Below are 15,811 nucleotides of genomic sequence, written 5' to 3'. Positions count from 1 at the left end.
GCCCACTGGTCAACGCGATCCGCACCGCGTCCTTGCGGAATTCGTCCGTCCGTTTCAGTCCCATATTCAGTCTCCTTTGTTGCAGTAAATGCTATCAAAGGAGCGGCATCAAACCGCGACAGGTCCAATCCTGCCGTCTCGATCTGAGTGACTGCGTCCCGGACCATTCCACGTTCTCGAAGAACCGGCACGGGCGCTTCCGCGAGAGCGAATTGCTGCGGCACCTGTTCGACACGACCGTCGCGCGGTGCATCGAAAAAGGTCTCGTCAGCGGCCAGCGCATGGCCATCGACGCAAGTTTGATCGAAGCGGATGCCAACAAGCAGAACTCGACGCCGAAAGAGGATTGGGATGCGGGGCAGATCGATCCCGCCGACGCGCCCCGGGCGGTTCGCGAGTATCTCGCCACCCTGGATGAGGCGGCGTTCGGTGCCGCCAGCGAGGTTCAGCCCAAGTTCACCTCCCATTCCGACCCCGCCAGCCAGTGGACAGCGGCCCGCAAGGGCCCGGCATTCTTCAGCTATTCCGATAACTACCTGATCGACACGGACCACGGCGTTATCGTGGACGTGGAGGCTACGAGATCCATCCGACAGGCCGAGGTCGGCTCGACGAAGACCATGCTGAAGCGCGTGAAGGCCAAGTTCGACCTCCACCCCGAGCGCCTGATCGCGGACACCGCCTATGGCACCGCCCCGATGCTGGGCTGGTTGGTCGATCAGAAGATCGCCCCGCATATTCCCGTATTCGACAAGTCCGGGCGCAGTGACGGGACCTGGACCCGCGCCGACTTCGAATGGGACGCCGAGAACGACCAATACATCTGCCCCGAAGGTCACGAGCTGAAGCAGTTCCGCAGAAACTACTCAGACCCAAACCGGGGGCCGAGCGGCAAGGGCACGCCCGCTATCGCGCCCTGAAGGAACTCTGCCAAGCGTGTCCTTCCAAGCCGAAGTGCTTTCCGAATGCAGATGCCCGAAAGATCACCCGCGAGGGACACGAAGACGCCCGCCAGGTCGCCCGCGACTTCGCCGACGTCAACTTCCGCCGCCTGGGAGCCCCGGAGAGGTACGAAGTCGAAGACCGCCTGAAGAAGTTCCTCGCGAACTTTCGCGCCGAGCGAGACCCAGCGCGCTCTCTGAGGCATATCCCTGCTGATGACCGCGACAAGATCGAACGCCGGGTCATCGCGTACTTCGAGGCCGTCCATCGCGCGTCCGGCATGGGGCACCTGGACCGCAGGGATCGCGAGAAGATGGAAGCTTTCCGCGGTGGCTTGGACCTCATCGAAATCAAGAGCGAGCATCAGGCGGACGAGATCGCGAGCGCCCTGCACACGGAGATGCCCTGGATGGCCGCAGCGACCGAGCGGGTCTGGCATGACCTTCGTTCATCAGTGCGCCGGGGTGATGCCGGGCCACGCATATCGCCACTGCTCTTGGTTGGTCCACCGGGGATAGGCAAGAGCCATTGGGCCCGCCTGTTGGGAGAGCACATCGGGGTTCCGACCACAACCATCGAAGCAACCAGCGAACCGGCCTCATTCGCGGTGAGCGGCTCACAGCGTGGCTGGTCGAGCGCCGAGCCGGGCAAGGCTGTTCAATCCGTCATGGCGTCCAGAATCGCAAACCCAGTCATCGTGGTTGATGAGATTGAGAAGGCTGGGTCACCGCAGTCGACCAGTGGGCGATCCTTTGATCTGGCCGAAGGCCTCCTGCCGCTATTGGAGAGGACCACGGCACAAGGTTGGGCGTGCCCATACTTCCGGGTGAAGTTCGACATGTCCTGGATCATCTGGGTGTTGACCGCCAACAGCCTGCAGGGACTCACGCAACCCTTCCTGAGCCGCTGCCCACCACTGGAGCTGTCGTCCCTGTCGCTCGAGCACCTGAAGGGCTTTGCTGCTCGGGAGGGAGCCAGAAGGGGCCTGCCGATAGATGGCGTAGACGCCGTTCAAGAGGTGATCGATGCCATCCGGCGGCCGCAGCTCCTCAGTCTCCGGAACGTCCTCCGGTTGCTGGATGCTGTTGAGGTGACTGTCCACCAGCCAGTGCTGCACTGATGCTCCAGATGATGAAAGGTTCCGGCGGCTGCTCACGGTCGTCGGGCTCTTGCGAGAAGGATAGGTAAGATGGCTGACGACGACGAAAATCGATATTTCAGCTTCGAGGAACGGCAGAAGCAAAAGGCGCGCTCCAGGGAGCGCGATGAAAACCGGCTGGCGCGGGGAGAGATCTCCGCGGCGGAACTCCAGAAGGAAAATCTTGCTTTTCGAAACCTGCGGGTCGACAAGATCGGCATTCGGAAGCGGGATGGGTCCGGTGAATGGTGGTGGATGTCGATTGCACGCAAGTCTGTGATGCCTGTCGATACAAGTGAGGACGATTGAAACTAGGGGTGTCGTCTCGGGGCGGAATGCGGACCTTCGCCGCGACAGCGAATTCTCATTTCCACCGTTGCGATAGCAGACCTTCAGATTGTCTGGGTTGGTGTCTCACTGCCGCCGCGCCACATGGGCGGTACGAGCCCCATTTTGGTCTGTTTCCGGGGATGAGGAGGTCTGGCGATTGGGAGCGCTCAGGACCTGCTTGAGCGCTCTGCGCGGCACGGTCGGAGGTTCCGAATTGAACGAAGCATTAATTTCGGCATAGTGGTTTCGTAGACCTTTTGTTTAGAGATATTTGCCGGAGCCTTTATTATGCTGCTTACCCTTGAAATCCGCGATCTTCAGATCTGGCGGCATATCGATGGGCGCAGCGATGCTCTTCCCGACAGCCGGAAGGTCGGGCATGTCTCGATTCTGGACAATTGGACCCGGCGCTATGCAAAGGCGGTCGAGGTCGGGGATCAAAGCAGCATACTCTTGGTCGGCCGCGAGATGTTGGCGTGGCTCGATGTAGGCGGTGCGCTTGCCGGTTGGCTTGACGCGAACCGGCGCGGGCTGGAGATCCTCGGGGCTGGCGTAGGCGAGGTCACCGACGCGTTGCTCGCCGCGCCGTGGGAGGTTCTCGCCGACGACAACGGGTTCCTCGCCGAGGACCGCATGAAGGTCTTCCTGCCGCGGCGACGGGTCGCCACCGATACCACCAGTGTTACGCCCGATCACGCCGACTTGGCGATGCTCTTCATGGCGGCGGCGCCCGAGGGCCAGCACGAATTGGACTACGAGGCGGAGGAGGCCGCGATCCTCGACGCGACACGCAGCCGGTCCACCGGGCAACCGCTGCTGCACCTGACCGTCGAAGAGAGCGGCGAGCTGGAGGTCCTGGCCGAGCGCCACAAGACCGACGGCCTCTTCGACATCCTGCACCTCTCCTGCCATGGCGACATTCAGAAGCTGGACGGCGAGACACGACCAGTGCTGCTTCTGGAGACCGAGAAGGGCGTTGGTGACACGGTCACTCCCGACCGGCTGCTTGGGGCGCTTGGCGAACGGGTGCCGCCGCTCCTGTTCCTCTCAGCCTGCCGTACCGGCCAACGCGGGCGTGCTAGCGGCGCTCCGACGCCGGAGGGACGCCGGGAGGGTTCGGCCGAGGCGCCCAGGGTCTTTGCAGATCACCCGCGCAGGGAGGCCGGGCCCACGGTGGCACCGGACCTCGCGGAACCGCTGGCCCGGCAGATGGCGGCGGGGGTTCCGCATGTGCTGGGCTGGGACGGGTCGGTCTATGATGCCGATGCAGCCGCTTTCGCCGAGGCGCTTTATGCCGGGCTGGGACGGGGCGAGACCGTGGCCTATGCGGCGGCAAAGGCCCGCCATGCGGTGATGGAGGCGACCGACCGGGGTGCGCCGGGCCAGCACTGGCACCTGGCGCGGGTCTATCTTGGCCCGGGCGGCGGCGGTGCGCTTTGTGACCGGGCCAAGCCCGCGCGTCCGGCGCCGCCGCCGGCCGCGCCGCGGTTCCTCGATGCGGACAAAAAGGTCAGGGTCGCCGGGCGTAACGAATTTGTCGGCCGCCGCCGCCAGCTTCAGCGCCTGCGCCGCGGATTTGCCGGCGAGGCCACCGGTGCGCTGGTCCACGGGCTCGGCGATCTCGGGAAATCGAGTCTCGCCGCGCGGCTGGCCGATCGGATGACCGGTCACCAGCTGGCGGTGATTGTAGAGAAGTATGACGGGCTGTCGATCCTGGCGGAGCTGGAGCGCGTGGCGACCCCGCTTCTGGGCAGGGTGTTCGCGAGTTTTGCCGAACAGGCGGCTTTCAAGACCGAGTTCGACGCGATGCGCGAAGCAGTCCGACACGACGAAGCGATGCTGGGCGAGGTTCTGCGATTCCTCTTCGACGGCGTCTTCGCCGGACATCCACTTCTTCTCGTGATCGACGATTTCGAGCGTGCTCTCGAGGATCCGGCACCGGGCGTAAGCCTGGTTGCGTCGCGGCCCGCACTGCGACCCGCCCTGACAGCGCTGCTTGGCGCCTTTGCCGCGCACCACGGCCTGTCGCGCCTCCTGATCACCAGCCGGTACGACTTCACCCTGCCCGACGGGTCCGGAGACGATCTGGCGGCCGGGCTGATCCGGGTGCCGCTCGTCGGCATGCGGTCCCGCGAGCGGCAAAAGCAGTGGCGTGCCAAGGCAAGGGCGGAGAACGCCGAGGCGGCGACCGGCGGCGACACTGCACGGCTGGTGGCGGCGGCGCTCGAGGCCGCGGCGGGCAACCCGGGGCTGCAGGATGTGCTGACCCGTCCGATCCTCAAGGGTGAGGAGGCGGCGGCCCGGGCGGCCGTCCAAGCCGTGACCACCTGGCGCGAGACCCGCACCGTGCCCGAAGACGGCAACGAAGCGCTCGCCTTCTTCGCTCGGATGACCTTCGATAAATACGAAAAGGCGCTGACGGAGACCGAACGCACGGTGCTTGCCGCGGCCTGCGTCTTCGAGGCGGAGGTCCCGCGTGGCGCGGTGGCCGCCGCCGCGGGGTCGCTTGGGGTGGCCGACCCGGATGCGGCTCTGGATCGGTTGCTGGCGCTCGGGTTGCTCGACGATTTCGGGCCGATGTCGGGCTGGCATGGCATGACGGAGGTTCCGCACCTGGCCGCCAACCCGCTCGCCCGACCGCTGGCCCCCGTCCTGCCCGTCGACCTGGCCGCGGCGGCGGCAGATGCCGCGCTGCCGGAACTGGCACGTGCTTGGCGCGACACCGAGGGGGATTTCCCCGTCGATCCGCGCGGCCCCGCCGCCTGCCGCCTCGCTTTGCGCGCCACGGCGCCCGACCCCGAGGTCCTGGAGGCCGCCGCCCTGGCCGCGGTGCTCCACCTGTTCCAACGGCTCGGCTTGGCCCCTGCGGCGCTGGCGCTGGCGGAGCCGGCCCTGGAGCGCCTGGCGGAGGTCGGACATGACCCCGGGCACCAGCTCAGTGGCCACACGATCAATGCCGCACGGCAGGCCGGCGACGTCGCCCTGCAGGCGCAGCTTCTGGAACAGGCGCTTCGATCAAATTCGCTCGACCGTGTTGCCCGCGCGAAATTGCTCGGCCTGCGTGGAGACCTTCTGCAGGCCCGGGGCGATCTCGACGCGGCGCTGCGCATCCGGACCGAGGATCTGCTGCCGGTCTACGAGGCGCTCGGGGACAAGCGGTTGCTGGCGGTGACGAAGGGCAAGATCGCGGATGTGCTTCAGGCCCGGGGCGATCTCGACGAGGCCCTGCGCATCCGGACCGAGGATCTGCTGCCGGTCTTCGAGGCGCTCGGGGACAAGCGGTCGCTGGCGGTGACGAAGGGCACGATCGCGGATGTGCTTCAGGCCCGGGGCGATCTCGACGAGGCCCTGCGCATCCGCACCGAGGAGGAGCTGCCGGTCTTCGAGGCGCTCGGGGACAAGCGGTCGCTGGCGGTGACGAAGGGCAAGATCGCGGATGTGCTGGAGGCCCGGGGCGATCTCGACGAGGCCCTGCGCATCCGCACCGAGGAGGAGCTGCCGGTCTACGAGGCGCTCGGGGACAAGCGGTCGCTGGCGGTGACGAAGGGCACGATCGCGGATGTGCTTCAGGCCCGGGGCGATCTCGACGAGGCCCTGCGCATCCGCATCGAGGAGGAGCTGCCGGTCTACGAGGCGCTCGGGGACAAGCGGTCGCTGGCGGTGACGAAGGGCAAGATCGCGGATGTGCTGGAGGCCCGGGGCGATCTCGACGCGGCGCTGCGCATCCGGACCGAGGATCTGCTGCCGGTCTTTGAGGCGCTCGCGGACAAGCGGGAGCTGGCGGTGACGAAGGGCAAGATCGCGGATGTGCTCGCCGCCAAGGGGAACATCAACGCAGCCCTCGACATGCATCTGTCACGTCTTCCCGATGCCAAGGCTATGGGATATCTCGACAGCCTGGTTCACATCCGCTTCAGCTGTGCCCGCCTGCGGCTCGACCGTGGTGACCACCAGCGCGAAGGGTTGCAGACCATTGCCGGTGAGCTTGCCGAGGCTTGGGCGGGTGCCAATCAGCTGGGCCGTCCGGACGCAATCGGCGCAATCGGCAGCCTGTTCGGCCAGGTTCTGGCCGGGAGCGGGCTGCCCGATCAGGGCATCGCGGTCCTGACGGACGCGGCCCACGCCTGGGACAAGCTCGGCCAGGCCGAACAGGCAGACCACTGCCGCCAGATCATAGCGTCAATCAAGGAGCAACACCCGTGAGCCTGACCCTGATCCTGGCGGGCCCCGGCGCCCCCGATGCGCGTGTTGCCGCGGTTGACCTTCTGACCACCCTTACCGGCATCCCCCCGCAGGAGGTCGCGCCCGAAGCCGTCCCTGAGGCGACCCGCGACCTTGGTCTCGGCCTCGCCATCGCCGCGGTTGTGCTGGCCATCCCGGGTGCGGTCGTGGCAACGCTCAATCTCGCCGACCGCCTGAGACGACGGCGGGCCCTGGCCCCAAAGGTGGAGGCCGTCAAGCGCGTCCTGGAGGTCACCGGCACGGAGGGCACGATCCGCATCGACGACACTGTGATCCGCCTGCGCGACGAAAGCGCCGACGCGATCCTCGATCGTCTGCTCCCCCCTGGGGACGACCGGTAGCTCACGCTTCACTCATCACAACCGGGCACGCCGAAACCGTCCTCGACGACGACAAGCCGACATTCGGAAGCTGTCCGAGATTGTCCGGAAGGTTCGCGCTGTTCTCGCCACGCGGCGCGAGAATGCTGCACGATGTCCAAACGTCCGCATTGGAGAAGCCGCGCTGCGGCGACGAACCGGTAACTGGAAGGCGGCTGTGGGCCGAAACCGACCGAAGCTGCGCGCTGAACGAACGTCTGCTAGTGCATCTCTGAAAGTTCCCTGATCCAGTCTGAAATCTGGTCCAGTGCGCCGGGCGCAAAGGCATGGCGTCCCTCCACAAGGAACCTCCCGATAGCGTAGGACGACCAGTCTTCAGACAGTTGCCAGTTGTAGGCATGTGCCTTCAGGAGACCATGCGTCGCATCCGGCATGATCCGGATGCGGGTAGGTGCATCTCGCAAGCCGAGCGAGTCCTTGAACGCGGCCGCATTTCGGTGCGGGTCGACGTTTAGGTCCTCGGATCCCCAGACCGCAAGAAGAGGAAGATCCAGCACAGACAAGGCCTGCCGCGCATCAGCGCTCCGGTTCTGGTGGATGAACCGCCAACGATCAGGCGACGTTCCCGCAGGTGCATCAGCGACCGTTGCATCTTTGCCAAACACTTGCTCGTCATCGATGGCCTGCTCGGCAAGAGCGGACTCGATCTCCTGCTCGTCAAGACCGGCGCGGCGCAACCGGACTCGGGTGAAGTAATCGCTCTGATCCTGCCAAGACACCGCTGCGCCGATCAGGATCAGAAAGTCGGCATCGGCGCGTGTCAGTGACGGCAGAACCCATCCGGCCTGGGAAAAACCAAGCACGCCTATTTCCTTGTCCTCGAAACGCTCGTCCAGAAGCTGAAGAACGCGACGCGCTTCGACGGTCCGATCCATCATTGTTTGACGCAGCCAGTTCCCTTCCGACAATCCGACGCCGGGCTTGTCCCAGGACGCGACAGCAATCCTTTGATCTAGAAGAGCGTTGATCATCGGCGCGTAGCCGCCTGACATTGTACGATCTTGCGCTCCGTCCCCGTGAACCATCGCAACGGCGGCGATCACCGCTTCGTCCGGAAGCCAGATCGTGCCCGATAGCTCGATGCCAGAGACCGTGACCTCGAACGGCTCGCTCACTCTGCGATCCACATCATGATCGGTCATGCGCCAAAGCAAGGCACCCGCTGTCGACGCCAGAACAATCCCAGCGAACAGAACAACCCGTAAGTTCATTTGAAATCAGACGTCATCGTAGCCACCTCTGTTTAATTATGGAGAGATCTTGACGTGAAAACAATCTACGCAAGTGAGACATTTCTCATTGAAAGCGGCTTCCGGGCAGAACATCGCCACCAAGCTGCCCTCGGATACTGGCGCGCCTTTTCGCGCAAGCTCCGGTATCCCCTTGGACCAGAGGGAAAGGCCGTGTCCTTCATCGAAGGTGTACTGGACCCGACCCACGCCATATCTGCCGTATCGAACGAAGGGCAGTTTCTGGGGATGGTTGGCTTCAAAACGCCGAATGGGGCGCTCGTCGGTGGCGGTCTTGGCGATCTTGCGCGCACCTACGGATGGATCGGCGCCACTTGGCGCGGTCTCCTGATCAACATTTTGGAACGAGACTGCAGCGACAGGTCACTGCTGATGGACGGGATCTTTGTCGAGCCTGAGGCCAGAGGCAGGGGCGTTGGTACAGCGCTTCTACATGCCGTGGAAAGGCACGCAGCCTCTATGCAGCTGCAGAGGATCAGGCTGGACGTCATAGATACCAATTCGCGTGCCCGCGTGCTCTATGAGCGTGAAGGGTTTGCGCCACTGTCTGTCCTGTCGCTTGGTCCGTTGAAACCGATCTTCGGTTTTTCCTCCGCAACGCAGATGACGAAGTCCATCGGTCGCTGACCAGGCCCGCAGGCCGCCAAATGACCTGCAAAGCATGTCATCGTCGTCCGCCCAGCGGACCTTGGGCGGCCGGAATTGCTGCGCAGTGCATGAACGACCGGTCTGGGGAAGCCGCGGCGCAGCCTCGGGTCCGATGATGAACGGCAGGTAATGGGATTACCGGCTGCTCCACCCGGCAGGTTAGGCTGAGCCTATTTCTGCAAACAGGAGAAGTAGCATGGCGAAGAACGACTTTGATGAGCTGATGTCGATAGGGGTCGATATTGGCAAAGACACATTCCACCTGGTGGGCTTCGATCAGTCAGGGCAGCGGGTCCTGCGGAAACAGATTAAACGCCTCGCGTTGGTCGCGACATTTGAAAAACTGCCGCGTTGCGTGGTGGGCATGGAAGCCTGCTTGAGTGCGCATTTTGTCAGCCGGACACTGCGCAAATTGGGCTTTGAGCCTCGTATCATCCCAGCGATCTACGTGAAGCCTTTCAACAAGGGACAAAAGAACGACTACATTGACGCGGAAGCGATTGCTGAGGCGGCGCTGCGTCCGAACTTGAAGTCCGTATCCGAGAAGAGCCAGGATCAGCTCGACCTGCAAGCTTTGCATCGTGTGCGATCACGTTTGGTGTCGCGCCGAACAGCGACGATCAATCAAATCCGGGCCTTCTTGATCGAGCAGGGCATCACGGTCCGCAAAGGTTTGCGTGCTTTGAATAATTCCTTTGAAACGATTCTGGAGGAGCGCAAAGACGAAATCTCACCCAGGATGCGTTCGATCCTGATCGGTCTTTATGGGGACTGGATGTGGATGGATGATCGCATCGACAAGGTCACGCAGGAGATCGAAGAGATCAGCCGAACCGAGGAGAACTGCGTCAACATCATGACCGTTCCTCGAATTGGTCCGATGATCTCGACCGCGATGGACGCTTCCATCGGTGAGGGAGAAGCGTTTGATCGAGGTCGGGATTTTGCGGCATGGGTCGGGTTGGTACCCCGTCAATATAGCACCGGGGGAAGAACGGTGCTTAGACGCATATCCAAACGCGGCAGTCGATATCTGCGGATGCTGTTCGTTCAGGCGGCAAAGATCATCATGATGCGACCCCACCGCTGGCCCGACTTCAGTTTTGGTGAATGGCTCGCACGCGCTTCCGAACGCATGCATCGCAATAAGGCAGCCGTCGCGCTCACCAACAAGCTGGCCCGGATCGCCTGGAGCATTTTGAGACATAAAACGGCGTTCGACGCCCCAAGAGACGAGGTTGCAATCGGCGTTTAACGACCCGAAGCAATCCAAAGGAGTTCGCTACAGATCGAAAGCATGGAACGGAACAATTACAACCCCAGAATCTGACGGCCCAAATGGTCACAATCGACCTGTCCGGTAATGAGATCACGGCGCGTGCGTAACCCCAACAAGGCCACGACCCGCGTGTCGATCAACAGGCCGGATACATATGAGCGACTTCCGAGAACATGCCAGAAATTCACTTGCGAACAGCAGCCGGTACATACATTTGGGCCGGAAGCGACGACGCACGAGGGACGACCAGGCGCTTGCCCCTGCTGCGCCGCCGCAAGTCCGGTTTGAGCCCTAATGTTGTAAGTTTTCTGCTTCGCAGCGAACGTCGGCTGTCAGGAGACGGTCAAAAAACCTTCAACAAGGTCTTGGGTTTCGAACAGGGTTTGTGGCAGCGTCAATCGAGGTCGTTTACGCCCCTTCCAAAAAAAGAGGGTTTTTGAAACGGCTGCGGACTTTTGTGCGGCGGCGGTTTTTGGTAGAGTTCGGAAAACTGAGGGCAGAACTTTGATCTATCGTGTTTTATTGGGGCTGCTCATTATTGTTGCCATCGCGTTTGGTTATACAAAAGTAATGGCAAGAATAGCTTCAGGCATTCCGCCTGTTTCAGTAGAAGCTGAACATCAAGCAGATCATATTTACGTCTCCAAGGATGACAGAATGATGTACTTGATGCAGGATGAGATTGTATTGAAATCCTATAGTATTGCTATGGGTGCTCAGTGGGATGCTGGGCCCAAGCAGCGTGAAGGTGACGAGCGGACACCAGAAGGATCTTACCATATTGATTGGCGTAATCCTCGCTCCGTAGCACATCTCAGCCTACATATTTCCTATCCGGACTCCGACGACCGTGCGCGTGGACAAGAAAACGGTTATGACCCGGGAAGTAATATTATGATTCACGGACTGCCCAATGGTTGGGGCGCTCTAGGGTCATTGCACCGACTGCTCAACTGGACCGATGGTTGCATTGCTGTGACAAATAGCGAAATGCAAGAAATCTGGTCATTCACACCAAATCAGACACCAATAACTATCGTCTCTAACTGGTCACCTAATAATAACTAACCAACTCCTCTGGCGTTCCAAAACCACCGTTTGTTGAACGGTTCACCAGACCGTACATTGTTGCACGTGCCGCGAAGGTCTGAAAAGTCCCGCACTGCGGACCTTCACCCACGAAGAATGCCGCGCGATGCACGAATGGCCGCTTCGGTGACGTTGCGTTGCCGCATCGACGGTCGCTTCGAACGGCAGGTCTGGTGAAGGATTTTCGATGCGGGCCGTGGTGCTACGTTGCCTGGTGGCGCTTCGTCGGCCCGCGTTGGAAATCCTCCCAAGGTGGAAGCCGCGGTGGCCAGGCGCTTTCTATGGGGAAAGTGGGCTGAGGTTTCCAGCGACGGTGGAGCGTTGCTGACGTCTCGAACGATGTCGACCGTCTCCAAGGGCGCCCTGATCTGCCCAGGAGATGATGGTCGGTCTTGGATGGCGCGTTTCATCCTCAGTTCGCGGTCGCGCCACCACGTGAGGCACGTCTGAGCGAGTCCGGAACTGTCGTGAGAACCGGAGTGGTGTTTGTTGCAGTGACGGGCGTTTCGTCATGCGGCCTGCTCCCGAGGGGGTGCGCGCGACATCGGCTTTTGACCACGGCGGAAGATCTCGACAATGCGCATCGGGCCGCCGCACTATGGGCATGGTTCGCGCAGGGTGAGCGGGATGATCTCGGCCTCTGGTCCTGGGGCGACGGCCTGTTCCGGGCGCAGCACGCAAAGAAAGGCACGGATCTTCGTGATGTTGGCCTTGCGGGTTGAACTGGCCAGCAGGCCGTAATGGCGGATGCGGTGGAATCCATCGGGCAGAACGTGGATCAGGAAACGGCGGATGAACTCGGGCGTGGCCAGGCGCATCACTTTCTGGCGGTTGCCGGATTTGATGCGGTAGTCCTTCCAGCGGAACGCGACGGTCTCGGCGTCGGCGCTGATCAGGCGAGGGTTCGAGATCGCGACGCGGTGGGTGTATCGGCCGAGGTAGGCGAGCACTGCCTCGGGGCCGCCGAAGGGCGGTTTGGCGTAGACGACCCATTCGGATTTGCGGAACGGCGCGAGCCAGGCGGTGAAGGCATCCGCTCGTGCCAGTCGTTCGAGATCTCCGTAGAAGTCCAGCTCCCCGGCGTGATGCAGGGCCAGCAGCCCGTCGAGGAACAAACGCCGGAACAGGCGTGACAACACCCGCACGTGCAGAAAGAACCCCGGTTTGCAGGCGACCCACCGGGTGCCGTCCGGCGACAGGCCACCGCCCGGCACGATCATGTGGATGTGGGGGTGATGCGTCAGCGCCGATCCCCGAGTGTGCAGAACGCAGGTCATGCCGATCCGGGCCCCAAGGCGTTTGGGATCGGCGGCGATTGTCATCACCGTTTCCGCGGACGTCCGGAATAGCAGGCCGTAGACTGCCTTCTTGTTCCAGAAAGCGATCTGCGCGATCTCGGCCGGCAGGGTGAAGACCACGTGGAAATACTCGACAGGCAGAAGATCCTCGGCGCGCGCGGCCATCCAATCGCGCGCCGCCGGCCCTTGGCACTTCGGACAGTGCCGGTTTTTGCAGGAATTGTAGGCGATGTGATGGTGGCCACACTTGGCGCACCCCGCCACATGCCCGCCGAGCGCCTCGGTCCGGCAGGCTTCGATGGCTGACATCACCTTGAGCTGGGTCAGGCTGACATGCCCCGCATTTGCCTGCCGCCACGCAGGACCATGGGCGCGAAAGATGTCAGCGATCTCCAGCTTTGGCCGGGGCACCCCGGCGCCCGGTCACTCCAGACTTCGCTTCACGGCATGATCCTGCAGCTTGGCCAGCATCTCGTAGGGACTGACGGTGTCGCGGATGGTCTTGGTCGCGACATGCGTGTATTGCGCCGTCGTCGTGAGCTTGGCATGGCCCAGCAAGACCTGGGTCACCCGCACGTCCGTGTTGGCCTCCAGCAGGTGCGTGGCGAAGCTATGCCTGAGGGTATGGAGGGTGGCGGCCTTCTTTACCCCGGCCATGGTCTTGGCCGACGTGAACGCCCGGTTCAATTGCCGTGGCGAGATCGGGTTGGTCTTCGGCTTGCCGGGGAACAACCAGCCCTCGGGTCGAGCTTCGCGCCAGTAGTCGCGCAGGAGTTCGAGCAAGCCGGGGGACAGCATCACCTTGCGGTCCTTCCGCCCCTTGCCCTGCTCAACGTGGATCAGCATCCGGTCGCTGTCGATGTCGCCGATCTTGAGATTGCAGACCTCGGCGGCCCGGAGCCCCGCACCGTAAGAGATGCTGAGCGCGGCCCGATACTTCAGACCGGGCCCGGGCGCCGCCTTCAGGACGTCGGACACTTCTTCGACGCTGAACACGACGGGCAACTTCCGCGGCTGCGTGCGGAACTGCATGTAGCGCTTCATGTCCTCGCGCCCGCAGGTCATGCCAAAGAAGAACCTGAGCGCCACGATCCGCACGTTGAACGTGCTGGCCGTGACCCCGGCGTCGGTCATGTGCAATTGGTAGGCGCGCAACTCCTCCGGGGTGGCCGTATCCGGCGAATGCCCAAGAAACCGGGCGAAATCCTTGATCGCCCGGATATGCGACTTCTGCGCCTTGTCGCCCATGCCGCGGATGCGCATGTCTTCGATCATCCGCTGGCGCAGCGGGCTTATTCTCTCCTGTGTCATGGGAACCTCCTGTCTGATGATTGAGAAGGATCCAATCGTCAGGCAGATGCCCACATTCCCAAATGCACAGGGTGGCGATCAGTCCGGAACGCCAGCCACGGGCGCCAATGCCGCGCGAGCGGCTTCATCCTTGGGCCGTTCATGTCGGCGGTAAGGCGGGCACCTCGGATGTAAGCCTCACCGTCGCAGGTCGGCTTCGAACCAGACGTCATGATGCTGCGCCGTTCGTATGTCCGCTCTTGTCATAAGTCCGTGCGATCCCGATCAAAGTGCTACCTTTGCGTTTCGGTAACGCAACGGCGCCGTTCCCGTCCAGCGCCGGAAGGCCCTGGTAAAATGTGCGCCATCGCTATATCCCAACTGGAGCGCGATATCGGTGACATTATGGTCGGTTGACCTCAGTAGCGTTAAAGCTCGGTCCTTACGCATTTCATCCAGCAACATGGAATAACTGCACGCTTCGGAAACGAGCGAACGCTGTAGAGAGCGGCGGCTTGTATCAAGTTTGGACGCGATCCAGTCAATCTTCGGCGGCCCTTCGAGCAGTGCGATTGCCAGAAGTGTCTTTACCTCCTCCCGATAGCCTGAGACGGGCGGAAGAATATAGTCCACGCTTGTCTCGACAACAGGGTGACGGCAGCCAACGGCCGAAATCAGCGAAGCATCGAATTCAACTGCCGTGACCTTGCAACCGTGCAGGACTGGTGCTTGAAATACCTTTTCCAAGGCTGCGGCCTGTTTGGAACCCACGCATGTCGAACGGATCAAGGCTGGGCTCCACTTGCTTCCCGCAAAGTGGCGCACGCCATCTATCAGGTAGCTGACGCCCAGAAGCTCATTCTGAAATCGACCATCAGCCCCGGGGTCCAGAAACTCGATCGACCATCTCGCAGTCTTGCCAATGACATTGAACTCGAGAACGGTGCCGGTCTGAAGGTACCTGTTAAGACCCCGGTTAGACCGGTCGATCGCCCCTTCAAGCGTCGCAGCGCAAGAGACCCATATACCAAAAGCACTCAGTTTCTCCATGCTGACGAGACGCCCGAGGGCTGCACCAAAGAAAGGCTCGCCAATCTCGCGTCCTGCCTCGCTCAGAACGTTGAACTGATCTTTCAGTGGAAGGGGCTGGTCCCGACTGTCCAGCAGGCCCACCGGCAGATCCGCGCGCTGGAAGACTCGAGTGATCGAACCGCCGCGGGTCTCGACAAAGTCTGCGATCGGCCCCAGTGCGCTCGCGCGTGTATACCCCCTCATAGCGCCACCTCCTCTGGAAGGATGGCATCAAATGGCAAGTATCGGAAGCCGCGATGTGCAAAAATAAGGCGACAGCTTTGTTTGGGAGGACGCAATGAAAAAGACGATAATTACGCGGCGCGAGGGGCTTGCCGGGGCAGGGACAGCCGTGGCCGCAATCGCCCTTGGGGGACACGATATATCGGCCGGTACCCCTGCGGGACATTTCGACCAGTCCAATATCCAGTGGTACACGCTCGCAGGTTTCGATCACGTTTGGTATCACATCTTAAAGGTCGACCCCGATGCCAAAATTGTCGACCTGCTGCTGAAATTCGCTGCCAATGAGCGCATCGTGCTGCACCGCCACCACGCCGATTACAGCACCTTCATCATCCAAGGTGAGCTGCGCATCTATTCGGCGGACGGGGCGATACAGGAAATCCGGCCCACCGGGAGCTTCGTCGAAAAGCCGGCAGGCGGCGCGCCACACACTGAGGGTGGCGGCGATACGGATTGCATCGCCTGGTTTAGCAACCGCGGCACCGATGGGATGATCTATGAGATTTTGGGGCCGAACGATGAGACCGTTGCCACACTGGGGCTGCCAGAGTTCAAGGCCCTGCTGGAGGCCCAGGAGGCGCCGGTCCAGGCCTTCGTTCCAGATTAGA

General features: G+C 62.1%; 11 protein-coding genes and 2 pseudogenes. 9 read left to right on the top strand and 4 right to left on the bottom strand.

What is annotated here, in order from left to right; genetic code table 11:
- Positions 1-131: 131 nt before the first annotated feature.
- From J4E08_RS04395 to J4E08_RS04375, 5 genes and pseudogenes are all read left to right on the top strand, one after another.
- A pseudogene (locus J4E08_RS04395) lies at positions 132-1,081 on the top strand (transposase); the annotation flags it as partial.
- 141 nt (positions 1,082-1,222) lie between these two features.
- A complete protein-coding gene (locus J4E08_RS04390) occupies positions 1,223-2,062 on the top strand; it encodes an AAA family ATPase (RefSeq protein ID WP_502949242.1) in 840 nt (279 codons plus the stop codon).
- Between the two features lie 69 nt (positions 2,063-2,131).
- Positions 2,132-2,389, top strand: coding sequence for a hypothetical protein (locus tag J4E08_RS04385; protein ID WP_349537442.1), 258 nt, complete (start codon positions 2,132-2,134; stop codon positions 2,387-2,389).
- A gap of 309 nt (positions 2,390-2,698) precedes the next feature.
- The gene (locus J4E08_RS04380) at positions 2,699-6,613 is read left to right on the top strand and encodes a CHAT domain-containing protein (protein WP_349537441.1); all 3,915 of its coding nucleotides are present in this window, start codon (positions 2,699-2,701) and stop codon (positions 6,611-6,613) included.
- Positions 6,610-6,993, top strand: a complete 384-nt coding sequence (locus tag J4E08_RS04375; protein WP_349537440.1) for a hypothetical protein — start codon at positions 6,610-6,612, stop codon at positions 6,991-6,993. The genes J4E08_RS04380 and J4E08_RS04375 overlap by 4 nt, the downstream gene beginning before the upstream one ends.
- 239 nt (positions 6,994-7,232) lie before the next feature.
- Here the strand turns inward: J4E08_RS04375 and J4E08_RS04370 are convergent, their stop codons facing one another.
- The gene (locus J4E08_RS04370) at positions 7,233-8,174 is read right to left on the bottom strand and encodes an alpha/beta hydrolase (protein ID WP_349537439.1); all 942 of its coding nucleotides are present in this window, start codon (positions 8,172-8,174) and stop codon (positions 7,233-7,235) included.
- A 123-nt stretch (positions 8,175-8,297) separates the two neighbouring features.
- On the opposite strand from J4E08_RS04370, the gene J4E08_RS04365 reads away from it, so the two are divergent.
- From J4E08_RS04365 to J4E08_RS04355, 3 genes are all read left to right on the top strand, one after another.
- A complete protein-coding gene (locus J4E08_RS04365) occupies positions 8,298-8,909 on the top strand; it encodes a GNAT family N-acetyltransferase (protein ID WP_349537438.1) in 612 nt (203 codons plus the stop codon).
- A 217-nt stretch (positions 8,910-9,126) separates the two neighbouring features.
- The gene (locus tag J4E08_RS04360) at positions 9,127-10,185 is read left to right on the top strand and encodes an IS110 family RNA-guided transposase (RefSeq protein ID WP_349537437.1); all 1,059 of its coding nucleotides are present in this window, start codon (positions 9,127-9,129) and stop codon (positions 10,183-10,185) included.
- 528 nt (positions 10,186-10,713) lie between these two features.
- Positions 10,714-11,277, top strand: coding sequence for a L,D-transpeptidase family protein (locus J4E08_RS04355; RefSeq protein ID WP_349537436.1), 564 nt, complete (start codon positions 10,714-10,716; stop codon positions 11,275-11,277).
- Positions 11,278-11,807: 530 nt separating this feature from the next.
- On the opposite strand, the pseudogene J4E08_RS04350 reads toward J4E08_RS04355, so the two are convergent.
- From J4E08_RS04350 to J4E08_RS04340, 3 genes and pseudogenes are all read right to left on the bottom strand, one after another.
- A pseudogene (locus J4E08_RS04350) lies at positions 11,808-13,007 on the bottom strand (IS91 family transposase).
- A gap of 12 nt (positions 13,008-13,019) precedes the next feature.
- Positions 13,020-13,907, bottom strand: coding sequence for a tyrosine-type recombinase/integrase (locus J4E08_RS04345; protein ID WP_349537435.1), 888 nt, complete (start codon positions 13,905-13,907; stop codon positions 13,020-13,022).
- Between the two features lie 264 nt (positions 13,908-14,171).
- Positions 14,172-15,161 (bottom strand): AraC family transcriptional regulator, encoded by a 990-nt coding sequence (locus J4E08_RS04340; protein WP_349537434.1) that lies wholly within the window; start codon positions 15,159-15,161, stop codon positions 14,172-14,174.
- Positions 15,162-15,255: 94 nt separating this feature from the next.
- Here J4E08_RS04340 and J4E08_RS04335 point away from each other — a divergent pair, with 94 nt between their 5' ends.
- Positions 15,256-15,810, top strand: coding sequence for a hypothetical protein (locus J4E08_RS04335; RefSeq protein ID WP_349537433.1), 555 nt, complete (start codon positions 15,256-15,258; stop codon positions 15,808-15,810).
- Position 15,811 lies beyond the last annotated feature (1 nt).

The organism is Sagittula sp. NFXS13 (genome assembly GCF_040148795.1).
Taxonomy (GTDB): Bacteria; Pseudomonadota; Alphaproteobacteria; order Rhodobacterales; family Rhodobacteraceae; genus Sagittula; species Sagittula marina.
Note: the sequence above shows the minus strand (reverse complement) of the source record. Positions and strands in the feature narration are given on the sequence as shown.

What these genes read in the sequence shown, in the direction of transcription:
- J4E08_RS04390 (WP_502949242.1), top strand. Translation starts at nt 1,223, where the DNA reads ATGGGGCACCTGGACCGCAGGGATCGCGAGAAGATGGAAGCTTTCCGC.
- J4E08_RS04370 (WP_349537439.1), bottom strand. Translation starts at nt 8,174, where the DNA reads ATGACCGATCATGATGTGGATCGCAGAGTGAGCGAGCCGTTCGAGGTC.
- J4E08_RS04380 (WP_349537441.1), top strand. Translation starts at nt 2,699, where the DNA reads ATGCTGCTTACCCTTGAAATCCGCGATCTTCAGATCTGGCGGCATATC.
- J4E08_RS04335 (WP_349537433.1), top strand. Translation starts at nt 15,256, where the DNA reads ATGAAAAAGACGATAATTACGCGGCGCGAGGGGCTTGCCGGGGCAGGG.
- J4E08_RS04340 (WP_349537434.1), bottom strand. Translation starts at nt 15,161, where the DNA reads ATGAGGGGGTATACACGCGCGAGCGCACTGGGGCCGATCGCAGACTTT.
- J4E08_RS04360 (WP_349537437.1), top strand. Translation starts at nt 9,127, where the DNA reads ATGGCGAAGAACGACTTTGATGAGCTGATGTCGATAGGGGTCGATATT.
- J4E08_RS04385 (WP_349537442.1), top strand. Translation starts at nt 2,132, where the DNA reads ATGGCTGACGACGACGAAAATCGATATTTCAGCTTCGAGGAACGGCAG.
- J4E08_RS04345 (WP_349537435.1), bottom strand. Translation starts at nt 13,907, where the DNA reads ATGACACAGGAGAGAATAAGCCCGCTGCGCCAGCGGATGATCGAAGAC.